General features: G+C 60.0%; 18 protein-coding genes. 8 read left to right on the top strand and 10 right to left on the bottom strand.

Going from position 1 to position 23,511, the window contains the following annotated elements:
• Nucleotides 1–4: 4 nt before the first annotated feature.
• A complete protein-coding gene (locus PMI18_RS00750) occupies nt 5–445 on the bottom strand; it encodes a carboxymuconolactone decarboxylase family protein (protein WP_007907691.1) in 441 nt (146 codons plus the stop codon).
• A gap of 337 nt (nt 446–782) precedes the next feature.
• Between PMI18_RS00750 and PMI18_RS00755 the strand changes: the two genes are divergently transcribed.
• Nucleotides 783–1,802, top strand: a complete 1,020-nt coding sequence (locus PMI18_RS00755; protein WP_007907686.1) for an isocyanide synthase family protein — start codon at nt 783–785, stop codon at nt 1,800–1,802.
• 33 nt (nt 1,803–1,835) lie between these two features.
• On the opposite strand, the gene PMI18_RS00760 is transcribed toward PMI18_RS00755, so the two are convergent.
• The 3 genes from PMI18_RS00760 to PMI18_RS00770 all read right to left on the bottom strand — a co-directional run bounded on the left by PMI18_RS00760 (nt 1,836) and on the right by PMI18_RS00770 (nt 5,158).
• A complete protein-coding gene (locus PMI18_RS00760; protein WP_007907680.1) occupies nt 1,836–3,278 on the bottom strand; it encodes a mechanosensitive ion channel family protein in 1,443 nt (480 codons plus the stop codon).
• Between the two features lie 259 nt (nt 3,279–3,537).
• Nucleotides 3,538–4,164: an isochorismate family cysteine hydrolase YcaC gene (ycaC, locus tag PMI18_RS00765; RefSeq protein ID WP_007907677.1), complete on the bottom strand. Its 627-nt coding sequence runs from the start codon at nt 4,162–4,164 to the stop codon at nt 3,538–3,540.
• A gap of 127 nt (nt 4,165–4,291) precedes the next feature.
• Nucleotides 4,292–5,158, bottom strand: a complete 867-nt coding sequence (locus tag PMI18_RS00770) for a pirin family protein (RefSeq protein ID WP_007907675.1) — start codon at nt 5,156–5,158, stop codon at nt 4,292–4,294.
• Nucleotides 5,159–5,263: 105 nt separating this feature from the next.
• Between PMI18_RS00770 and PMI18_RS00775 the strand changes: the two genes are divergently transcribed.
• Together PMI18_RS00775 and dkgB are read left to right on the top strand one after the other, a co-directional pair.
• Complete coding sequence (locus PMI18_RS00775; protein ID WP_007907672.1) at nt 5,264–6,172, top strand: LysR substrate-binding domain-containing protein; 909 nt, start codon at nt 5,264–5,266, stop codon at nt 6,170–6,172.
• 254 nt (nt 6,173–6,426) lie between these two features.
• On the top strand, nt 6,427–7,230 hold the full coding sequence (gene dkgB / locus PMI18_RS00780) for a 2,5-didehydrogluconate reductase DkgB (protein ID WP_007907670.1): 804 nt from the start codon (nt 6,427–6,429) through the stop codon (nt 7,228–7,230).
• A gap of 3 nt (nt 7,231–7,233) precedes the next feature.
• Here the strand turns inward: dkgB and PMI18_RS00785 are convergent, their stop codons facing one another.
• The 5 genes from PMI18_RS00785 to PMI18_RS00805 form a co-directional block, all read right to left on the bottom strand.
• The gene (locus PMI18_RS00785) at nt 7,234–10,464 is read right to left on the bottom strand and encodes a transporter substrate-binding domain-containing protein (protein ID WP_007907669.1); all 3,231 of its coding nucleotides are present in this window, start codon (nt 10,462–10,464) and stop codon (nt 7,234–7,236) included.
• A 12-nt stretch (nt 10,465–10,476) separates the two neighbouring features.
• A complete protein-coding gene (locus PMI18_RS00790; protein ID WP_007907668.1) occupies nt 10,477–11,097 on the bottom strand; it encodes a response regulator transcription factor in 621 nt (206 codons plus the stop codon).
• A gap of 153 nt (nt 11,098–11,250) precedes the next feature.
• A complete protein-coding gene (locus PMI18_RS00795; RefSeq protein ID WP_007907667.1) occupies nt 11,251–11,688 on the bottom strand; it encodes a hypothetical protein in 438 nt (145 codons plus the stop codon).
• Nucleotides 11,689–11,984: 296 nt separating this feature from the next.
• Entirely contained in the window at nt 11,985–13,322 is a 1,338-nt protein-coding gene (locus PMI18_RS00800; RefSeq protein ID WP_007907666.1) for a lysine N(6)-hydroxylase/L-ornithine N(5)-oxygenase family protein, read from the bottom strand.
• A gap of 144 nt (nt 13,323–13,466) precedes the next feature.
• The gene (locus PMI18_RS00805) at nt 13,467–13,949 is read right to left on the bottom strand and encodes a sigma-70 family RNA polymerase sigma factor (protein ID WP_033036911.1); all 483 of its coding nucleotides are present in this window, start codon (nt 13,947–13,949) and stop codon (nt 13,467–13,469) included.
• Between the two features lie 332 nt (nt 13,950–14,281).
• Between PMI18_RS00805 and PMI18_RS00810 the strand changes: the two genes are divergently transcribed.
• From PMI18_RS00810 to PMI18_RS00820, 3 genes are read left to right on the top strand one after another with little or no spacing between them, the layout of a single operon-like run.
• Nucleotides 14,282–15,454, top strand: a complete 1,173-nt coding sequence (locus tag PMI18_RS00810; RefSeq protein WP_007907664.1) for an efflux RND transporter periplasmic adaptor subunit — start codon at nt 14,282–14,284, stop codon at nt 15,452–15,454.
• A complete protein-coding gene (locus tag PMI18_RS00815; protein WP_007907663.1) occupies nt 15,455–17,428 on the top strand; it encodes a MacB family efflux pump subunit in 1,974 nt (657 codons plus the stop codon).
• A gap of 7 nt (nt 17,429–17,435) precedes the next feature.
• On the top strand, nt 17,436–18,830 hold the full coding sequence (locus PMI18_RS00820) for an efflux transporter outer membrane subunit (protein ID WP_007907661.1): 1,395 nt from the start codon (nt 17,436–17,438) through the stop codon (nt 18,828–18,830).
• Nucleotides 18,831–18,959: 129 nt separating this feature from the next.
• Here PMI18_RS00820 and pvdP read toward each other — a convergent pair whose 3' ends face one another.
• Nucleotides 18,960–20,588 (bottom strand): pyoverdine maturation tyrosinase PvdP, encoded by a 1,629-nt coding sequence (pvdP, locus tag PMI18_RS00825; protein ID WP_007907660.1) that lies wholly within the window; start codon nt 20,586–20,588, stop codon nt 18,960–18,962.
• 268 nt (nt 20,589–20,856) lie between these two features.
• Here pvdP and pvdM point away from each other — a divergent pair, with 268 nt between their 5' ends.
• Nucleotides 20,857–22,227 carry a pyoverdine-tailoring dipeptidase-like protein PvdM gene (pvdM, locus tag PMI18_RS00830; protein WP_007907659.1) on the top strand — a complete coding sequence of 457 codons (1,371 nt, stop codon included), beginning with the start codon at nt 20,857–20,859 and terminating at the stop codon, nt 22,225–22,227.
• Nucleotides 22,224–23,504, top strand: a complete 1,281-nt coding sequence (gene pvdN / locus PMI18_RS00835) for a pyoverdine-tailoring periplasmic protein PvdN (RefSeq protein ID WP_007907658.1) — start codon at nt 22,224–22,226, stop codon at nt 23,502–23,504. The genes pvdM and pvdN overlap by 4 nt, the downstream gene beginning before the upstream one ends.
• The last annotated feature ends 7 nt before the right edge of the window (nt 23,505–23,511 follow it).

The raw sequence follows: 23,511 nt of genomic DNA, 5'->3' as shown, positions 1-23,511 counted from the left end.
ATTCTTACTCATGAGGCATTTTGCGAAAACCCACGGCCAGCCGATTCCAGCTGTTAATGGTGGAAATCGCCACGGTCAGGTCGACCATTTCCTTGGGGCTGAACTCGGCGCTGAGCAGCGCATAGTCTTCGTCCGGGGCGTGAGTCAGGCTCAGTTGGGTCAAGGATTCGGTCCAGGCCAGTGCGGCGCGTTCACGATCGGTGAAGAACGGTGCCTCGCGCCAGGCCGTCACGGCAAACAGCCGGCGTGGCGTTTCCCCACCCTTGATGGCATCGGCGGTGTGCATGTCGATGCAGAAGGCACAGCCGTTGATCTGTGATGCGCGCAGCTTGACCAGTTCGATCAGCGACTTTTCCAGCGGCAGCTTCGAGACGGCGGCTTCCAGGGCCATCATGGCTTTCAGGCCGTCCGGGGAGGCGGTGTAGAAATCGATACGAGGTTGCATGGTGGAACTCCAGTGGGTGGGGTTGACGCTACGTTAATCCCCCGAGCCAACCTGCCAAATAGCCAATATTGCAAAAGTCGAGGAGGCCATTGGTCGCCGTGAAAAAACAACGTGCGGCTTGAGAATTTCCAGATCTCGGTCCACGCCACTTAATTGCACTCAGGCCAGGGCGCCTTGGCAACAATGAACAGCCGCCCGCTAGCGACACAACACCTCAAGCGTAATAAACGAAAACAAATCCCCGCACTTCCCCATCTCGCCAACTAAATCAATAACGTTACACTCCAGAGGCAATTCGTCTCATCAAACTTCACTATTTTTACAAGGAAAAATTCGAATGGACTCGAATACCGACCACCCCTTGCCTGTCGCAAGTTCTTTGCCACTGCCTGAACATGAACAAACAGCCAGAAGTATTCTTAGAATTATCTACCGACAACGCCGGCTGACCGAGGAGCATGACCGCTGCCTGATGTTCCCCTGCAAAGTTTGCCTGCAACTGCACATTCACAAGATCGTTGCCGCGATGGAGCAAGGCGCCCCCATCCGCTTTATTCTACCCGCCTTCCCCGCCAAGTCGCCCAATCTGTCCAAGGTCCTGGGCTCCGCTCCCGACCTTGGCGAACACCTTAGCCTGCAGCAACTCAACGCGTTGTGCCTGAAAATCACCGCAGTCTATCCCCCCGGCGCGAACATCATCATCTGCTCGGATGGTCGGGCCTTTTCTGACTGCGTGGGGGTTCGTGATGAAGAGGTGACCCACTATGGACAGGCCATACGCCATATCCTGGACGAGCATCACCTGGACAACATTCAACTATTCAACCTTGAGGACCACTTCAACAGTCATAACTTCGAGCATATTCGCCAGCAACTTGTCGAACTCTACGGTCGTCCCTTGGAAACCTTGAAGGCCGCCGTTAAAACCGACCCAGAAACCGCCAACCTATTTAACGGTATTCACCGTTTTATGTTTACCGACCTCAAGTTCCGCAAACCGGACCGCAGTAAGAACAAACTAAAAGAAGAATCCAAGGCGCTCGCTTATCAGGTGATCATTCGCAGTAACGCCTGGAGTGCATTGGTGGAAGAAGTGTTTCCCGAAGCCATTCGCCTGTCGATCCACCCTCAGCCACCGCACAGTAAGAAGATCGGCATCAAGCTGATGGATTGCGACAACATCTGGCGTACACCGTGGCATGGCGCAGTGCTGGATGACGGCCAGAAATACCGATTGATGTCCCGGGCTGACATCGAGAAACTGCCGGTCAACCTGGTCTATCAGAATGGCCGGCCGTTCTACTATGTCCTGCGTCGCTACGCCAACACCCAGCCAGCGCAAGCAACCGAAGACTGATAGGCCCCATCGCCCGCCAATGCAATCAGCGTGTCAAGTGTGGCTACGCAACCACTGCAAAAAGCCCTTTTTCGCCACTACCTTCGGCACTTCCTGAGCAAACGTCTGAGCCTTGTGCAAACGGAAATCGAGCAATGTCTTCATCGCTTCGCTGATGTCATGCCGCGCCTCCAGGCACGGTTTGAGGTATTCCTTTTCGATCCGGTACAAACTGCAAAAAGTCTTGGCGCTGATGTCCGCCGGCACTGACGAGTCTGACAGTATCCCGGCCTCGCCAATCACCTCCCCCGGGCCCATGCGCCCGGATTCGAACTTGACCCCGCCACGGCTCAGCTCCACCGATACCACGCCTGATTCGATGATGAACAAATGATCGCTGACCTCCCCCGCCGACAAGATCATTTCCCCGGCGCGGAAGGTTTGCAGGGTCATGTTCTGGCTGAAGGCTTCTTTCTCCTCCTGACGCAGAGTCGAGAAAATACTCGAGCTTTCCAGCAGTGCCAGCGGCCGTGACAGGGCAGCGGACGTGTTGGGCTCGGTGCTCGACAGCAAGTTGATACCCGATGCCTGCAAGTGCCGGAATGCCAAGTCGAACAGCTGATTGCGCACCGTGCGCTTCTGATCCATAGAGACCACGAAACCGCTGATTTCGTATTCCGCGCCGGTGCCGCAGGAGGTTTTCAACGTCACACTCGCCGCTGGTTTGTTCAACAGAAGGCGACAGCCCTGCATGGCCCGCTCCAGTGCATCGATCACCTTTTGCGGACGAGCGTGGGGGCTCACTTGCAAGCTGATCGATACACCGAAAATGTCACTGGGCCGGCTGAAGTTGATGATCTTGGCCTTGGCCGCCAGGGAGTTGGGAATCACCGCCATGCTGCCTTGCGCGGTTTGCAGGCGCGTGGCGCGCCAGTCAATGTCGATGACCCGGCCTTCGGTGCCGTCGATGGAGATCCAGTCATCCAGTTGATAGGGTTTGGTGGTGTTCAGGACGATCCCGGAGAACACGTCGCTGAGGGTGCTTTGCAAGGCCAGGCCGACAATGATCGCCAACGCGCCGGACGTTGCCAGCACGCCTTTGACTGGCAGATCGAGAACGTACGCCAGGGCGGCGATGATCGCGATCAGGAAAATCACTGCGCCGAGCAGATCCTGCAACAAGCGTCCGGTGTGCCCGACCCGTTGCATCATCCCCACGCCGATCAACACCGTCAGGGTGCGCGCGCCGAACAGCCACCAGCCAATTTGCAAACCGGTCGCCGCCAGGTGCAATGGCACATTGTCGGCCCAGGGCGCCGACTCCATCGGGTTCAAGCCTTCGTTGAACAGCAGCATGCTGAACAGCGCGAAAATCACCAGCCGCACCGCCAGTTTCCAATTGCTGCCGCTGGCTGCGATCAAACGCCACAACACCAGATCAATCAGAATCAGGATAAACGCGCAGAACAACGGATGATCGGTGAGCAGTGACAGCATCAAACAACTCCAGCAAGGGCCAGTGGCGCGAAGATCTCACAGATTGTAGGAGCTGGCGAAGCCTGCGATCGGCAAAAACACCACAAAACCAATGTGGGAGCGGGCTTATATGGCGAGGGGGCTTGCCCCCGTTCGGCTGCGAAGCAGTCGTAAAACCGGGTCACCGCGTTCTAATTCAAGATCGCGGTGACTGGTTTTAGGGGTGCTTCGCGCCCCAACGGGGGCAAGCCCCCTCGCAACATAAGCCCGCACACATTAATTACTTGCTGTTGGTGAGAGTGTTGTAGCTAGTCATCAGGTTGCGGTAGTCCGGGATGTGGTTGGAGAACAAAGTCGCCAGGCCTTCCACGTCGTTGCGCCAGTCGCGATGCAGTTCACAGGCCAGGCCGAACCAGGTCATCAGTTGGGCGCCGGACGAGGACATGCGATCCCACGCCGATTGACGGGTCAGTTCGTTGAACGTGCCGGAAGCATCGGTCACCACGAACACCTCAAAACCTTCGGCCAGGGCCGACAGCGCCGGGAACGCCACGCAGACTTCGGTCACCACACCGGCGATGATCAGTTGTTTCTTGCCGGTAGCCTTGATCGCCTTGACGAAGTCTTCGTTGTCCCAGGCATTGATCTGGCCGGGGCGAGCGATGTACGGCGCATCCGGGAACAACTCCTTGAGTTCCGGCACCAGTGGGCCGTTGGGGCCGGTTTCGAAACTGGTGGTCAGAATCGTTGGCAGCTTGAAGTACTTGGCCAGGTCGGCCAGGGCCAGCACGTTATTCTTGAAACGGTCCGGATCGATGTCGCGCACCAAAGAAAGCAAACCTGCCTGATGATCGACCAGCAGAACGGCGGCGTTATCCTTGTCGAGACGTTTGTAGGAAGTAGTCATGGGGTAATCCTCGCTTTTTATCGATGCCGAACGGGCCGGCGGAAGTGAACTCTGATTTTTCGTTTAAACGTGGCCAGGCAAGCGTAGTCAGCCAAACCCGGCACGCCACAGCGCTACAAGAATGATTTCAATCACTCATCCGGCCAAAGCGTCCCGACTGGAAGTCGGCAAAGGCCTGGTGAATTTCTTGCTCGGTGTTCATCACGAACGGGCCGTGGCCAACAATGGGCTCGTCAATCGGCTCGCCGCTTAGCAGCAACACCACGGCGTCGTTATGGGCTTGCAGACTGAGCTGATCACCGTCGCGCTCGAACAACGCCAACTGCCCTTCTCGCACCAGTTCCGCACCGTTGACCTGAACCGTGCCGCGCAGCACCACCAGCGCGGTGTTGCGCCCTTCGTGCAGGTCCAGGGTCAGCAACTTGCCGGCGTTCAAGCGAACGTCCCACACATCGATTGGTGTAAAGGTCCGCGCCGGGCCGCGATGACCTTCGAACTCACCGGCGATCAAGCGCAGGCTGCCAGCGTTGTTCTTCAGTGGAATGCTCGGAATGTCAGCGTCGAGAATTGTCTGGTAACCGGGCTCGGCCATCTTGTCCCTGGCCGGCAGGTTGACCCACAGCTGCACCATTTCCAGGGTGCCGCCGCTCTTGGCGAAACCTTCGGAGTGGAACTCTTCATGGAGAATCCCCGAAGCCGCGGTCATCCATTGCACATCGCCGGGGCCGATCTTGCCGCCGCTGCCGGTGGAATCGCGGTGTTCCAGTTCGCCCTTGTAGACGATAGTCACGGTTTCAAAACCGCGGTGCGGATGCTGACCAACGCCACGACGCTCGGTGGTCGGGGTGAATTCGGCAGGGCCGGCATGATCCAGCAGCAGAAACGGGCTGATGTGTTTGCCCAGGTTGTCGTAGGAAAACAGCGTGCGAACCGGAAAACCGTCGCCGACCCAGTGAGGTCGTGGGCTGGTGTAGATACCGATGATGTTTTTCATCATTTCCTCCAAATCTGTTGTGTGACGCGATGGACAAAGCTTAAAACCGGTGCCTTTGGTGCGCTAGACTGCAAAAATCGGCCTTAGCGTTCTATTTGGAGAACGATGGTGGAAGACCTCAACACCCTGTACTACTTCACCCAAGTGGTGGAGCACCGCGGTTTCGCCCCGGCCGGACGCGCGCTGGACATGCCCAAATCCAAGCTCAGCCGACGCATTGCCGAACTCGAAGAACGCCTCGGTGTGCGCTTGCTGCACCGCAGCAGTCGGCATTGCTCGTTGACCGAAATCGGCCAGGCTTATTACCAGCGTTGCCTGGCCATGCGGGTCGAAGCCGAAAGCGCCGCCGAACTGATCGAACGCAATCGCTCCGAACCCCAGGGCCTGGTGCGCATCAGTTGCCCGACCGCGCTGCTGAACACCTGGGTCGGGCCGATGCTGACCCGCTACATGCTCAAATACCCGTTGGTGGAGTTGTTCATCGAAAGCACCAACCGCCGGGTTGATCTGATCCACGAAGGGTTCGACATCGCGCTGCGCGTGCGCTTTCCGCCGTTGGAAAACACCGACATGGTGATGAAGGTACTGGGCAACAGCACCCAATGCCTGGTGGGGAGTCCGGCATTTCTGTCGCGCTTGTCGTCACCGGCCACGCCGGCTGACCTAAGCGGTCTGCCGAGCGTGCATTGGGGTGGCGCGCAGCGTGAATATCAGTGGGAATTGTTCGGTGCCGATGGCGCCAGCGCGCTGATTCGTCATACCCCGCGGATGGTCACCGACGACTTGCTGGCCTTGCGTCACGCGGTGCTCGCCGGCATCGGCATCGCCCACCTGCCCAGTGTGGTGGTGCGCGATGAGATTGCCGCCGGCCGACTGGTGGAACTGGTGCCGGGTTGGACACCCAAGTGCGGAATCGTGCACGCGATCTTCCCCTCACGACGCGGATTGCTGCCGTCGGTGCGGACCTTGATCGACTTTCTGGGCGAGGAATTCAGCCATAGCGATATTGCTTAGGGGTGGGGTCAAGTTCCAGCACCGAGTCGCGCCCTTCGCGAGCAAGCTCGCTCCCACATTGGATCTGCGTACACCACAGATCCAATGTGTGTGCGGGCTTGCTCGCGAAGGCGTCGGACCAAACACCATCAATGCCACTGAAACATCCCATTCATGACTTGCGGTAAACAGTGCTTTGCCCAACCAGCGGTTTTTCTCAAGGGTGCCGCCGGGGATACTCCCGCTCATTCCCACTGCAACCCCTGGAGTCATTGATGTCTATCCCCGCATTCGGTCTTGGTACCTTTCGCTTGCAAGGCCAGGTGGTCATCGATTCGGTGAGCACCGGTCTTGAGCTGGGCTACCGGGTCATCGATACCGCGCAAATCTACGAAAACGAAGCCGAGGTCGGCCAGGCCATCGCTGCCAGCGGCATTGCTCGTGACGAGCTGTTCATCACCAGCAAAATCTGGGTCGCCAACTTTGCCGAAGACCGGTTGATCGACAGCCTCAAAGAGAGCCTGAACAAGCTGCAAACCGATTACCTGGACCTGACGCTGATCCACTGGCCGTCGCCGGAAGATCAGGTCCCGGTCGAAGAATTCATGGGCGCCTTGCTCGAAGCCAAACAACTGGGCCTGACCCGACAAATCGGCGTATCCAACTTCACGGTCGACCTGATGCAACAGGCCATTGCTGCCATCGGTGCCGAGAACATCGCCACCAACCAGATCGAGCTGCACCCGTACCTGCAAAACCGCAAGGTTGTCGAATTCGCCCAAAGCCAAGGCATCCGGATCACCTCTTACATGACCCTGGCCTACGGCGAAGTACTGAAGGATCCAGTCATCCAGCAGATCGCCGATCGCCTTCAGGCGACACCGGCCCAAGTCACGCTGGCGTGGGCCATGCAGCTTGGGTACGCGGTAATTCCTTCCTCCACCAAACGCGCCAACCTGCAAGGCAACCTGCAAGCCTGTGCCCTGACCCTGAGCGACGCCGACATGGCGCTGATCGCGGGCCTGGATCGCGGTCAGCGGCTGACCAGCCCCAAAGGCATTGCGCCGCAGTGGGATTGAGTTTCAGCCCTGTCTCATATCTGCGATCAAGTGCTTGTCCAGCAATGACATAGCGTGCTGCAGCTGATCGACAGCTTCGTCGATCAGCGCCAGCTCCCCCGCCTCGATGACGCGCTCCAGTTGTTCGCAGCGGTCGATCAAACGCATCGCCCGGACCATGCGCGCACCGCCCTTGATGCGGTGCGCCAAGGCTTGCAGGTCATGGCGATTGCCACTGGCGTGCGCCTCAAGCAGATCATCCCGATCAACCCGGTTGGTCACTGCCAGTTCGCGCACCAGCTGATCGAGCAGCGTGCGGTCCGCACCGACGTATTGCTCCAGGCCGCTCAGGTCCATCTCGGGCGTAGGTTGCTCTTCGAGCGTCTCTGGCGCTTCGCTCACAAACCTGGACGCCAGCCATGCGCTCAAGTCTGCCAAAAGGATGGGTTTGAACAGGCAGTCATCCATTCCTGCCTCCAGACAGCGGACTTTTTCCTCGGGCTGCGCATTGGCGGTAAACCCCAGAATCAGCGTCGACGGTAATCCCTGGTCGCGCTCTTCATCGCGGATTGCACCCGCCAGTTCATAGCCACTGAGCCTGGGCATATTGCAGTCGGTAACCACCAGATCGAACTCATGTTCGCGCCACAGCTCAAGCCCCCGAGCGCCCTCTTCGGCCTCCAGAACACGATGTCCCAGGTGGCTCAGTTGCCGTGAAAGCAACAGTCGATTAGCCGGGTGATCGTCGACCACCAGAATCGTCAGTGGTCGCGTCGACATCTGCAACCCGCTGTCCACTGCCTCAATGGAAGGCAACGGTTGCAGTGCGATCAGCTCAAGGTTGATGTCGACCTGTGTGCCTTGCCCGAGGACGCTGCCGAGTTGCAACCGACCGCCCATCATTTCGCACAATGTGCGGCTGATCACCAGGCCCAACCCGGAGCCGCCGCGAGCTGACTGTTGGTTATTGCTGGCTTGGGCGAACAGACTGAACAACCGTTGCCGGTCGGCGTCGCTGATGCCAATACCGGTGTCTTCAATGCGCACACTGACCGACAGATGCTCCGGCGTAACAGGCGTCACCCGCAGCGTCAGGCTCACCTCGCCCTCCCGGGTGAACTTGATGGCGTTGCTCAGCAGGTTGGACAGCACCTGCTTGAAACGCGTGGGGTCGAGCAACACGTCGCAGTCGCTGTGTTCATCCAGATCGACTCGCCACGCCAGCCCATTCTGCCGTGCAAGGCCTTCGAAAACCCCACACACCGATTCCACCAGCCGCCGAAGATTGGCCCGCTCAGGTGTCAGGGATAAATGCCCGGACTCGATGCGGGCGATGTCCAGAATGTCACCGATCAGCGCCAACAATTGTTGCGCGGCACTGGACGCCACCTCAATGGCAACGCGATCGGTGACGCCCTCGTCGGCACGTTTCAGGGCCAGTTCGAGCATGCCGATCAGGGCGCTCATCGGTGTGCGGATCTCATGACTCATGGTCGCCAGAAAAGTGGTTTTGGCGCGGTTGGCATCGTCCGCCTCGTTCTTGGCCTCCTGCAATTGCTGCAACCACTGCTGACGCTGGCGGATCTGCCGACGCTGCCAGGCGATCCAGCCCAGGGCCAGCAACAACAGGACGCCAGCCACGGCAAACGCCTGAAGAATGCCTTGACGATGACGTAGCCAATAGCTGTCATCCAGCACCACATCATGACTCCAGCGGGCCACCAGATCGTCCATTTCCTGAGGCGAAATGCTCAGCAATGCCTTGTTCAGAATCGAGTGCAACTCCAGCGCGCCGCGGTCGGTGGCCAAGGCAATGCGGGCCGGTTGATCGCCCACGGTGCTGCTGACGCGCAGACGATCACGGTAATGCCGAGCGATCAGGTAACGGGCGACGATCAATGAACTGAGCGTCGCATCAGCCTGCCCCTTGATCACCCGGTCCATGCCCTCGGCCGGGCTTTGCACTTCGACCAGGCGCACCTGCGGCGCCCGGGCCTGGATAAATCCGAACAACGGATGATCGCGATAAATCGCCAGGCGTTTACCGGCCAGTTCGTCCAGCGTCCTCGGGCTGCCTTGGGTAGTTGCACTGACCAATACAAATGGATTGCTGAGGTAGGCGCGGGTGAAGAGCAACGTGTCCTCACGCTCGGTACTGGGCGTGACCACGGGCAACAGGTCGATCTCGCCGTCCCGCAGTTGCTCGATTTGCCGGTCCAGTGAGTGGCCGCGTTGCACCTGGAAACTCAAGCCGCTGCGCTGGCTGATCAGCGTCAGCAACTGCGCGGTAAACCCGCTGAGCCGGCCTTGGGCATCGTAGAACGTCAGCGGGGCAAAGTTATCGATCGCGCCGACAGTGATTGTCGGATGCCGGTCCAGCCAACGTTGTTCACTGGGGCTCAAACGCACCTGCTGTTGACCTGCCGTATTGGCCCTGCCGGCACTCCAGCGCACCTCGATGACCGCGCGCTGGTCCATCGGAATCGCCGCCAGAGCCTTATCGACGATGCTTTTGAGACGCGGATTATCCACCGCCAAAGCGAAGCCGAACGGATTGGCATCCAGACCGGAAGGCCCCGCCAGATGAACGTTATTGAGGTAGTTGTTGTTGATCAGGTAATTGGCGCTGATGAAATCCCCGAGGTACACATCGTCTGGCCCGAACGCTACCGCTCCGAGCGCGTCGAGTGCCGAAGGATAGAGCTGCAAACTTGCATCGGGATAAAACGCTTCAACCGTCTGCGCCTGCAAATAGTCTTCGACCATGGCGATGCGTTTGCCGGCAAGGTCGACGGGCATTCGCTCGTCCAGTCGCGTGACCAGCATGGGCTGATCTTCGGCATAGGCTCGGGACCGGGTCAGCGCAGGGTCGGCCACCTCGAAGTTGTTCGAGGTGCCGAGCAGATCCAGCTCATGGCGTTTGAGGGCGTCCATGGCTGCTTCACGAGTGGCATAACGCAGCACGTCGATCTTGACGTGCAGCAGTTGCCCCAGCAGCTCGGCGTAATCGGCGGTGATGCCTTCCAGCTCATCGCGATGGCGTGTTAACTCGAATGGCGGGTAGTCCGCCCCCGTCACCCCCAGGCGCAGGACCCGTTTATCGCGTAGCCATTGCCAGTCCTTTTCATCCAGCCTGACCTGAAAACCCTCCACTGTGGAGCGCCCCAGCAATTGCAACCGCTGTGGCTCGTCGGCCATCGCCGCAGGCAACTGCGTTAAAAGACTCAGTGCCAAGGTCAACAGCAACATGCGCATGATCGGGCTCGCTCAGATCAGATGATTACGCTTGGCGAAGTCCCGCAAGTGCACCGCCGCGTTCACCCCGAGCTTTTCGATCAAGCGGGTTTTATAGGTGCTGACAGTCTTGTGACTCAGGTGCATAAGCTCGGCGATGGCCTTGTTGCTCGTGCCCCGGGCCAGGTATTGCAGGATGGTCAGTTCGCGGTTGGAGAGTTTGTCGATCATTTGTTTTTCGCTGCGTTGCAGGGCGTCCTGCGATCCCGAAGGCAGCCGCGCAAAATAGGTGTAACCGGTCATGACCGCATGCACGGCTTTTTGCAATTGACTCAGGACGTTGGTCTTGGCGACATACGCCATGGCCCCGGCGCGCATGCAACGCTCCTGAAAGAACCACGGGTCCAGCGACGAGAACACCAGCACCAGGCACGACAAGTCACAGGCTTTGATCCGCTCCAGCACATCCAGCCCATCGCCCTCGGGCATGACCAGATCCAGCACCACCAGCGTGGGTGAATGCTCTCGGAGCATCGACAACGCCTCGCTACCGCTGGACGCCTCATAAATTCGTTTGAAACCCTCCTTCTCCAATACGATTTTGACTGCGGCGCGTACCACCGGATGATCGTCCACAATCAGCACTGACTTCATGGTAATTCCCTGTGCAAAGATCTGACGATTGCGCACCAATGCACGCCGGATAACGACGAACCGGACTCAACGGCTGCGCTAAGACTTTTGCATGGAAGGCAGAAAGAATGTACCTGACAGAAATGATAGTACCGACGAACGGTAACCCCGGAATCAACCGATCTGATGCAGATACCGCGCATACACCGGGGGCTGTGCAGCTTCACACGCAGGCGGATCGATGAACGCCATCAGCCGTTGAATGGACGTAAAATCCGGCAGCGCCGCGTGGCTTATCTGAACCTTCTGCTCAACACCGACGGCAGAAGTTGGCGCCAGTTGTGCCTGCTGGCCAGCGTAAATCAAGGCGTGGTGAACCTGGCGGTTATCGAGGAAGAACCCGGGCAGGTCCAATGCCCCTCCCGCCAGTGAGGCATTGATGACCACCAGATCAAATGGCTCGCAGCTGTACTCGACCAGAGTCAGCATTTCCGCAAGGCTTTGCACCGGCGCTACCCGGTAGTAATCGAGCTGATTGAACAGCCGTTCGGTTTTCATCCGGTGAAAATGCTGTTCGTCGGCGATCAGGATACGCAAAGCTTTGTTGGTCATCGCGAGCCTCCAGTTCAATGACTGATGAGTGAGGCGGCAAGACTACGCAAGACCAAGGAAGCGTTCTGTAGGACGTTTCCTAAAAGCTGTGTCAATTATCCCATCGGCATGGTGGTGCACAGGGACGGGCCGGGGTTCGCCGGGTTCAGGATTTTAGATTTGTGGTGCTTTTGAGGGCGCCATCGCGGGCAAGCCCGCTCCCACAGGGATCTTCAGTGAACACAGATTTGGTGACTGAAGATCAAACTGTGGGAGCGGGCTTGCCCGCGATAGCGGCCTCACAGACACCGAAGATCTCAGCTCGCTGTGGCCAACAACAAATCCATTACCGACCGACCATGCCCACGCGACTTGCCATGGTCATACAACGAGCCGGCAATTTCATCGGCGCGGATCGGCAGGATCGACAGCAAGGTGTCGCTCAAGCCATGGCTGGCCTGGCAGAAGCCCTGCATGTAGATGCCGGCCTTGCAACGCTCGTCGGTGATCAGTTTGTAGTTGCGATCGACCTCGAAATCGCCCAGGTATTGCTCCAGCGGCGCCAGCAACTTGCGGTGCATCTGACGCTCGTAACCGGTAGCCAGTACCACGGCGTCGTAGCAGCGCACCGTGACTTCACCCGTGGCGTTGTTGCGCGTCGCCAGTTCGATACCGCGCTCGGTGGCGGTGGCTTTTTCAATAGTGGTCAGGGTTCGGAACGCATGGCGCGCGATGCCCGAGACTTTCTGCCGGTAGAAGATGCCGTAGATGCGTTCGATCAGATCGATGTCCACCACCGAATAGTTGGTGTTGTGGTACTCGTTGACCAAGCGCTCGCGTTCGCTGCTGGCCTGCTGGAACACCAGGTCGGTGAACTCCGGCGAGAACACTTCGTTGACGAAGGGGCTGTCATCGGCCGGCTTCAGGGCCGAGCCACGCAGGATCATGTCCACCTGCACCGACGGGAAGCTGTCGTTCAGGTCGATGAAGGCTTCCGCCGCACTCTGCCCGCCGCCGATGATCGCAATGTTCATCGGTTGGTTGTTCACGCACGGCTGCCTGGCCATGCGCTCCAGGTACTGGGAGTGGTGGAACACCCGGCCGTCATCCTTCAGTGCCTTGAACGCTTCGGGAATGCGCGGTGTGCCGCCGGCGCTGACCACTACCGAACGGGTGGTGCGCACATGCTGCTGACCTTGCGTATCACGCGAGATCACCCGCAGTGCTTCGACCTGCTGGTGGTGCAGCACAGGTTCAATGGCCAGCACTTCCTCGCCGTAGCGGCTCTGCTCGGTAAATTGCCCGGCGACCCAGCGCAGGTAGTCGTTGTACTCCATGCGGCACGGATAGAAGGTGCCGAGGTTGATGAAGTCCACCAGACGACCGTGCTGCTTGAGGTAATTGACGAAAGAATACGGGCTGGTCGGGTTACGCAGCGTCACCAGGTCCTTGAGGAAGGAAATCTGCAGTTCGCTCTGGGTGACCAGGGTGTTGCCGTGCCAGCGGTAGTCCGCCTGCTTGTCGAGAAACAGCACATCCAGCTCGCCCTGGCTCGGCCCGCGCTCTTGCAGGGCGATGGCCAGAGCCAGGTTCGAAGGGCCGAAACCGACGCCGATCAGGTCGTGAACGATGGGCGATGCAATTGCCTGTGTCATTTCCAGTGTCCTCTGGATGAACCCCGGACCAGCGGGGATAAAGCCTGGGTGACCTGACCGGCCTTGTGCGGCAGCAGATCGTCTGTTGAATAGGAACGAGGACAATGAAAAAAAATTTAGCGAGGCCTGATTAAACGGTGGCGATCAGTGAGCGTCCCACTGGCGCATGCGCACCCGGCAATGCTTCATGGCATTGACGATGTGCTTTTCCACCAGCGCCCGGGAAATCCCCAGGTGCTCGGCGATTTGCGGGTGCGACAAGCCGTCGATTTTGCGCAAGAGAAAACTCTCGCGACACAGCCGTGGCAACTCCGCCAGTGCGCGCTGGAGCATGTCCAGGCGTTGACCGTGATCGAGGCTGTTGTGGGGGGATGGCGTGAAGTAGCGCTCTTCGCTGTCGAGCACGTCCAGGGATTCGACCTGGCGCAAGGCATTGCGGCGGTGGTCATCGATCACCAGGTTGAGCGCGGTGCGATAAAGAAACGCCCGGGGTTGTTCGATCGGCGTCTCACTGGAACGCTCCAGCACCCGCAGATAAGCGTCATGCACCACATCTTCGGCCACCTGACGGTTGCCTAGCTTGGCGTTCAGGAAACACACCAGCTCGCGATAGTAGTTTTCCAACATGACTCCCGGCCGCACGGGGTGCGGTTTCTATCCTTGAGCCAGATCCGCGACCGCCAGGCAGGCAGTGGCACGATAATGGCAATTTCGAGCGTGTAATTTATAGTAATTCTCATATAGATTTAAAGCGCTGTTTCTATTTGCTTGATAAATAGTGCTGTCCTATACCTGTAACCCTTGTCTGTAACACTACGTGTCCACGCTTAAATTCCCCGCCTCTTTCATCGTTTACAGGACAGCTCCCCGTATCTGTCGGCCCTCCGACAGCGTTCGGCTGTCGCCAGATTTGCGCGTCAGCTGAATGACGGGCCGATTCCTATTGGCCGGAACCCTGCATGAAACGTCCCCGTCACACCCGACGCGCCCTGCTTGTAGCCCTTTGTCTGATCCCCGTTATCGCCGTCGCGGCCTGGCAGGTCCTGCCTCCCGGTCGAGATCGGTTCGCCACCGTCCAGGTTGCTCGCGGCGACATTGAAAGCAGCGTCACGGCATTGGGGACTCTGCAACCGCGGCGTTATGTCGATGTCGGTGCCCAGGCCTCGGGGCAGATTCACAAGATTCATGTGGAGGTCGGTGACGTGGTCAAGGAAGGCCAGTTGCTGGTGGAAATAGACCCTTCCACCCAACAGGCCAAACTCGACGCCGGGCGTTTTTCCATCGACAACCTCAAGGCGCAGCTTCAGGAGCAACGGGCACAGCACGATCTGGCCCGGCAGAAATATCAACGCCAACAGAACCTCGCCGCCGGCGGTGCCACGCGCGATGAAGATGTGCAAACGGCCCAGGCCGAACTGCGCACAACCCAGGCGCGCATCGACATGTTTGAGGCGCAGATCCGCCAGGCCCAGGCCAGCCTGCGCAGCGATCAGGCCGAACTCGGCTATACGCGCATTTACGCGCCGATGAGCGGAACGATCGTCGCTCTCGATGCCCGGGAAGGCCAGACCCTCAACGCCCAGCAACAAACGCCGCTGATCCTGCGCATCGCCAAACTGTCGCCCATGACAGTCTGGGCCGAGGTTTCGGAGGCTGATATCGGACACGTCAAACCCGGCATGACCGCCTGGTTCACCACGCTCAGCGGTGGCAATCGGCGCTGGAGCAGCACGGTACGGCAGATCTTGCCGATACCGCCCAAACCGCTGGATCAAACCAGCCGGGGTGGCGGCAGCCCGGCCAGTTCCAATAAAAGCGGCACTGGCCGCGTGGTGCTGTACACGGTGCTGCTGGACGTGGAAAACGCCGATAACGCGCTGATGGCGGAAATGACCACCCAAGTGTTCTTTGTCTCCAATCAGGCAAAAAACGTCCTCACCGCACCGGTCGCAGCCTTGCAGGGCGGCTCGCAGGCCGACAGTCAATCCGCTCGGGTCGTCGCCCAAAACGGTGACATCGAGCAACGCACCGTGCGTACCGGCATCAGCGATCGCCTGAAGGTGCAGATCCTCGACGGACTGGACGAAGGCGATCACCTGTTGATCGGCCCCGCCGACGGCAGCGGAGGCTGAATGCAAACGCCTCTGATCGACCTGCAGGACATTCGTAAATCCTATGGTGGCGGCGACGCACCCGAAGTTCACGTATTGCGCGGCATCGACTTGTCGATCCACGCCGGAGAATTCGTGGCGATTGTCGGCGCTTCCGGTTCCGGCAAATCGACGCTGATGAACATCCTCGGCTGCCTCGACCGGCCGACGTCCGGCGAGTATTTGTTCGCCGGTGAAAACGTCGCCCGACTCGACAGCGATGAACTGGCCTGGCTGCGCCGCGAAGCGTTCGGTTTCGTGTTTCAGGGTTATCACCTGATTCCATCCGGCTCGGCCCAGGAAAACGTCGAGATGCCGGCAATTTACGCCGGCACCCCAGCGACCGAACGCCACGCCCGCGCCGCCGCCCTGCTCGATCGTCTCGGCCTGGCGTCACGCACCGGCAACCGTCCGCACCAGCTCTCCGGCGGGCAGCAGCAACGGGTGTCCATCGCCCGCGCCTTGATGAACGGCGGCCACATCATCCTCGCGGACGAACCCACCGGCGCGCTCGACAGCCACAGTGGAGCCGAGGTCATGGCCCTGCTCGACGAACTGGCGAGCCAGGGCCACGTGGTGATCCTCATCACCCACGACCGTGACGTGGCGGCGCGGGCCAAACGCGTCATCGAAATCCGTGACGGCCTGATCATCAGCGACAGCGCCCGCGATAACCCCACCGCCCAGACTTCGGCCAATCCGGGTGCGCTGCAAGCGGTGGATTTGCGCAAGCGGCTGACCGAAGGCGCCGAGGCCACCGGTGCCTGGAAAGGCGAACTGGTGGATGCCGTACACGCGGCCTGGCGGGTGATGTGGATCAATCGCTTCCGCACCGCCCTGACACTGCTGGGGATCATCATCGGCGTCGCCTCGGTGGTGGTGATGCTGGCCGTCGGCGAAGGCAGCAAACGTCAGGTGATGGCACAGATGGGCGCCTTCGGCTCGAACATCATCTACCTCAGCGGCTCGGCCCCCAACCCGCGCACGCCACCGGGCATTGTGACCCTGGATGACGTCGCGGCGCTGGCCAGCCTGCCGCAGGTCATGCGGATCATGCCGGTCAATGGCGCGGAGGCCGGGGTGCGGTTCGGCAACCTAGACCACTTGAGTTATGTCGGTGGCAACGACACCAACTTTCCGGCGATCTTCAACTGGCCGGTGGTCCAGGGCAGCTACTTCACCGAGGCTGATGAACACAACGCGGCGGCGGTCGCGGTGATCGGCCATAAGGTTCGCACCAAGCTGCTCAAGGATGTCGCCAACCCCATCGGCCAATACATCCTGATCGAAAACGTGCCCTTTCAGGTCGTCGGCGTACTCGCTGAAAAGGGCGCCAGTTCCGGCGATTCCGACAGCGACAACCGGATTGCCGTGCCTTACTCGGCGGCCAGTGTCCGGCTGTTCGGCACCCAAAACCCCGAATACGTAGCCATTGCCGCAGCCGATGCGCGCAAGGTCAAAGAGACCGAAAAAGCCATTGAACAGTTGATGTTGCGCCTGCACAACGGCAAACATGATTTCGAACTCACCAACAATGCCGCGATGATTCAGGCCGAGGCCAGCACACAGAATACGCTGTCGCTGATGCTCGGTTCGATTGCGGCGATCTCGCTGCTGGTGGGCGGGATCGGGGTGATGAATATCATGCTCATGACCGTGCGCGAACGGACCCGGGAGATCGGTATCCGCATGGCCACCGGTGCCCGTCAGCGCGACATCCTGCGCCAGTTCCTCACTGAAGCGGTGATGCTCTCGGTGGTCGGCGGGATCGCCGGAATCGCCCTGGCACTGATCGTCGGCGGCGTATTGGTGCTCAGCGAAGTCGCGGTCGCCTTTTCCCTGGCGGCCGTCATCGGCGCCTTCGCCTGCGCACTGATTACCGGCGTTGTCTTCGGCTTCATGCCGGCCCGCAAAGCTGCCCGGCTCGACCCGGTCACGGCCCTTACCAGTGAATGATCGACCTATGAAACCGCAACTGAGCCTGTTGACCCTTTGCCTGTTACTTGGCGCGTGCAGCCACCCTGCCCCGCGCCCGGACAGTGGCATTCAACCACCGTCGGCCTGGCAATCGCCGCACCGCGAAAGTACTTCCCAGAGCAGTCGCCAATGGTGGACGCAGTTTGGCAGCTCGCAGCTTGATCGTTTGATCGAACAGGCCCGCGTCGGCAGTCATGACCTGGCCGCCGCCATCGCTCGAGTGCGCCAGGCTCAGGCCGACACGGTGATTGCCGGCGGCTCGCAGCTGCCGGAGGTCAAGGCCGGCATGAACGCCAACCGCCAGAAACTGCTGCATGGCAAGGGCTACAGTCAACTCGATGTCGATAGCAACGACAAAGCCGTGGATTTTTTCGACGCCAACTTCAGCGCCAGTTACGAAATTGACTTCTGGGGCGGCAAACGCGCGTCCCGGGACAGTGCGCAATATGGGCTGCGAGCCAGCGAGTTCGATCAGGCCACGGTTGAGTTGACCTTGCTCAGCGGGGTTGCCAATAGCTACGCGCAAGCCTTGTCGCTGGGTGAACAGAGTCGCATTGCCGAGCTGAACCTGGCCAATGCTCAGAACGTTTTGAAACTGGTGCAGACCCGTTTCGACTCAGGCTCGGCTACCGCGCTGGAACTGGCGCAACAGAAAAGCCTGGTGGCGGCGCAACAACGGCAACTGCCGCTGATTCGCCAGCAAGCCGAGGACGCATGGATCAGCCTCGCCGCCCTGCTTGGCCGGCCGGTCCAGCAATTGACGCCGAGCCAGGAGTCCTTCGATCAACTGCAGTGGCCAGCCATCGGTGCCGGGCTGCCCAGCGAGCTGCTCAGCCGCCGCCCGGACATTGCCCGCGCCGAAGCGCAACTGGCCGCCGCCCAGGCCGACGTCACTGTCGCTCGCGCCGCGATGCTGCCCGCCGTGACCCTGAGCGCCAGCATCGGCTCGGGCGCCAACACGGCCAACGACATTCTGCGCAACCCTTTCTACAACCTCACCGCCGGGCTGGTCGCGCCGATCTTCAATAACGGCCGCCTCGGCGCTGAGCGCGACAAGGCCACGGCGCGTCAACAAGAGCTACTGGAAACCTATCGAGGCGCGATCATCAACGGTTTTGCCGACGTCGAAAAAGCCCTCAACAGCATTCGCGGCCTGGATGAACAGCGGGAGTGGCAACGCGAAGAGCTGAACCAGGCACAGACCGCGTTCAACATTGCACAAAGCCGCTATCAGGCTGGGGCGGAGGATTTGCTGACGGTGCTGGAAACCCAGCGTACGTTGTACGCGGCGCAGGATTCGAATGTGCAGCTGCGGTTGTCGAGGTTGCAGGCGAGCATTGCGTTGTACAAGGCGTTGGGTGGCGGGTGGCAGACGTTGTAATGGCGCTGGCTGTTAAACCGCTATCGCGGGCAAGCCCGCTCCCACAGGGGCCGAGTCGTACACAAATAGTGTGAACACCACCAAACACTGTGGGAGCGGGCTTGCCCGCGATTGAACGATGACTCGGTCTTAACTGGTAATCGGCTTGACCTTCAGATTCCGTGCATACCAAGGCCGTTGCGGCACCCGACGGAACAAGTCCGCCAGTTTCTTTTCGTCAGTGCCAAAGGTGATGCGCAGCGCCAGCTTCATGGTTTCCGGGTCCATTTCCACCGACTTGCCGGCCTGCAATCCCGGCGTGGTGCTGCAACCGTGGGTACTCGGGCCGAGCCATGGATCATCCACTTCAACCCAGCGCCCAGGGGCGAACCAAGGCACGCCATTGACCTCGAGCCGGCTGACCTCCCCCGGATGGAAGCGTTCGTGAGCGCGGAACCAGTCCTCCAGACGATCGTCGATCCAGCCGTGGAAGTGCCAGAACACCGGGCTCACGTGGGATGAAAACGGGTCACCGAGAAAGTCGTTTTCCGGTGCATACCAACGCGCGGAAAAGTCCGCTGGATCCCGGGCAAAAGGAACCGGCTGACCGTTGGACGGATCGCGCGGCACCGAGGCCCAGCGCATGTGCAGCCAGTCGTGCAGGCCTAGCTCAATCTCTGAACCGAACTGCCCCAGGGTCAGCTTCGACAGATAACGCGGATCACGGTAGCGCGATTCCCAAACCTGAAAATTGCTGTGATAGGTCTCGGCGGTCTTGATGTCGCTGACCCACCGCGTGTACTCGGTGTCTTCGGCGGCCAGCCAGGTGGGCGGCAGCGCCGTGCCATCGTGATTGTCGAAATAGCGGGCGAAGCCCTGACGGTCGCGTTCAAGCTCCGGTTGCGGCATCGGGAAGCTCGGCCAGGACGGCAGGTCCTGCATCGAACGCGCAGTGCCGAGCATGTGCCGGTGCATGAAGAAAAAGTCGACCCCTGAGCCATTACGGTCTTTGCGCGGCCCACGGGCATCGCGCTCCTCGCCCCGCGGACCCGGCTGCCAACCGATGCCGCGCAAGGCACCGCGCTGGTCTTCGGAGAGTTTGTGCCATTTGTCCCGGGTGGCGTGCCAGAGCTGGTGGAACAAGCGGTGTTCAGGGGAAATCAGCCACGCCAGCAACGGCGGATTCAGACCGACACGCTCGCGGGCTTCGGGAAACAGCCGTTTGCGCGCGACAAATCGATTGTCCTGTTCCGGCAAGCCGAGTGGGCGATCCAGGCGCAGAATCCGCCCGCTGAGAGTGCCACTGCCAGCATTGCCGAAATCAGCCCAGACCTCATCGAGCACGACCGCCAGTTCATAAGCCGGTGCGCCGTTGGCCGATTGCGTATCGACCAGGCGCCAGTACAACTGGCCGGCGTCAGGCGAAACCAGATCGCCGATCACCTTGTAACGCGGCTCGGTTTCGCTGCGTAACTGTTGCGCGGTATCGAGGCAGCCACGCAGGCCGCGGCCGCGCTGGGCGATGTCGAGAAACAGTTCCAGCCCGCTCTGGGGTAAACCGTCGAGGCCCGCGCGGGAACCTTCGAAGCGGATATCCCAGATGCCTCGCAGCGAGTTGGCCAACTGCTGACCCGCGGTATCCGCCAGATCGACTGTCGCTTCGCCGGGGGTGATCGTCGGATCCGGCTTCGTCCATTCGCGATGCCCATAAAAAGCTGCAGGCACAGCAGCGCCGGTCAGCGCCAAGCCTGCCATGAACCATCGTCGAGAAATCGTCATTGCCCTACCTGTGTCAGCCATGAAGCAGGCTTTATCCAAGCTAGAACGTTTGTTGGGTCCGAAAATTTAAAGGCTTCGCGGGCAAGCCTCGCTCCTACAGATTGGTGGTGGATCACAATGATGTGGACGACACAAAACCTGTAGGAGCGAGGCTTGCCCGCGAAGAGGCCCGCGAGGCCACCTAAATTTCCCCGTCAGCTACTCGTTCCTCCCAGATAGCAAAGGCCCCTGCACCTGTACCGGGGCGGCGAACCTGACTGAGATGGCAATGACAAAACCACGTTCGAAAAAGGCTCTTTACATCGGCCTGCCGCTGGCCCTGGCGATCAGCGCCGGTGCAGGCTTCGCGGTCTGGTATTACGGGTTCAAGGACAACCTCGGTTACCCGATCAAGGTCATGAAACAGGCCGACGAGTTGCACGAGCGCATGCTCTCCTTCGACAGCCACATCAGCCTGATGCAGAACTTCGGCACGCGGGGCAACGAAGCCGACAAGGACGGCAAGGGCCAGTTCGATCTGGTCAAGGCCAACCGCGGACACCTGTCCGGGGCGGCCCTGACGATTTTCGGCTGGCCCGAACTGTGGAATGGCGCCAACGCGCCGCACAGGCCCACCGCCGGTTTCGTCGAAGAGGCACGCAACCAGCAGGAGATCCGCTACAAGATTATTTCCGGCATGGTCCGCGACTTTCCCAATCAGGTCGCCATTGCCTACACCCCCGACGATTTCCGTCGATTACACGGAGAGGGCAAGTTCGCAATTTTCATCAGCATGCTCAATGCCTATCCACTGGGCCATGACCTGAACCTGCTGGACCTGTGGACGGCACGCGGCATGCGTATGTTCGGTTTCAGCTACATCGGCAATAACGACTGGGCCGACTCTTCGCGCCCTTTGCCGTTTTTCAACGACTCGCCAGATGCCCTCGACGGCCTCTCGGACCTGGGCAAACAAGCAGTGCATCGCTTGAATGACCTGGGCGTGATCATCGACGTGTCGCAAATGTCGACCAAGGCCCTGGAGCAAGTCGCGCAATTGAGCCGCACGCCGATGGTGGCTTCGCACTCGGCGCCACGGGCGATGGTCGATATCCCGCGCAATCTCAGCGACAAGGAATTGCAGCTGATCAAGAACAGCGGCGGCGTGGTGCAGGTGGTCGGTTTCTCCCAATACCTGCGACCGCTGACCCAGACCACCCAGGACAAACTCAACGAACTGCGCAAACAGTTCGACCTGCCCCCCCTGCCGAACCTCTCCATGGCTCTGATGCCGGGTGATCCGGTCATCGCCGCCTGGTCCGAGAAAAAATTCGGCCAGTACGCCAGCCGCCTCTACGCGATTCTTGAAGAAGAACCCAAAGCCACCCTCAAGGACCTCGGTGACGCAATCGATTACACGGTGCGAAAAATCGGCATCGATCATGTCGGCATCAGCTCCGACTTCAACGAAGGTGGCGGGGTCAAGGGCTGGAACAACGTCAGTGAAATTCGCAACGTCACGGCGGAACTGATCTCGCGCGGCTACTCCGAGGCGGACATCGCCAAGCTCTGGGGCGGCAACTTCCTGCGGGTCTGGGACCAGGTGCAGAAAGCCGCCAAGCCGGCGCTGATTTCACATCAAGGCACGAGCAAACCATGAGCGATCGTCGAACCTTTCTGAAACAGGCCGGGATCCTCGCCGCCGGCCTGCCCCTGACTGCCGGCCTGCACAACGTTGCCAGCGCCACCCCACAGCCCTCGCTGCCAGGGGACAAATGGGCGCAACTGCGACAACTGTTCGACCAGGATCCGGACTACCTGCACTTCTCCAACTTCCTGATCACCTCGCACCCCAAACCGGTGCGTGAAGCGATCAAGATGCACCGTGCCGCTCTCGATAAAAACCCTGGGCTGGCCATGGACTGGGACCTGGGTGTTATCGAGCAGCGTGAAGAAGAGGTACGTGTCTGGGCGGGTCGTTACCTGCAAGCCAATGCCAAACAGATCGCGCTGACCGGCAGCACCACCGAAGGCCTGGCGATAATTTACGGCGGTGTGCATGTGCGCCCGGACCAGGAAATCCTCACCACCGCCCACGAGCATTACGCGACCCACACGATCCTCAATCTGCGCACCCAACGGGACGGCACCCGGGTGCGCAAGATCAGGCTGTTCAAGGATCCGCAGACGGCCTCCAAAGCCGAGATCCTTGCCTCGATCGACCAGAACATCAAACCCGAAACCCGTGTACTGGGCATGACCTGGGTGCACTCCGGCAGCGGCGTGAAACTGCCAATCGCGCAAATCGGCGCGCTGGTGGACAAGCACAACCGCCACCGCAGCGAGCAGGACCGCATCATTTACCTGGTCGACGGCGTGCACGGTTTTGGTGTCGAGGACCTGAGTTTTCCGGCCATGAACTGCGACTTCTTCATCGCCGGCACCCACAAATGGATGTTCGGCCCCCGTGGCACGGGCATCGTTTGCAGCCGCAGTGAAGAGGTCAAATACGTCACGCCGATCATCCCGACCTTCTCCGAAGCCACGGCGTTCTCCACCACCATGACACCGGGCGGCTACCACTCGTTCGAGTACCGCTGGGCGCTGAACGAAGCCTTCAAACTGCATTTGCAATTGGGCAAGGCCGATGTTCAGGCGCGTATCCATGCCCTGAACAGCTACATGAAAAAACGCCTGCAAGCGCACCCGCAGATCGAACTGGTCACCCCCCTGAGCCCCGAGTTGTCGTCCGGCTTCAGCTTCTTCCGGGTCAAGGGCAAGAGCAGCGACAAGATCGCCGCCTGGCTGATGCAAAACCGCGTGATCGCCGATGCCGTGGAGCGCGACGTGGGTCCGGTGATCCGCACGGCGCCGGGGCTGCTCAACACCGAAGCTGAAGTCGACCGTTTCATGGCGCTGCTCGGCACACAGCTCTGATCGCCAG

This window comes from Pseudomonas sp. GM102 (assembly GCF_000282555.1).
Lineage (GTDB): Bacteria > Pseudomonadota > Gammaproteobacteria > Pseudomonadales > Pseudomonadaceae > Aquipseudomonas.
Note: the sequence above shows the minus strand (reverse complement) of the source record. Positions and strands in the feature narration are given on the sequence as shown.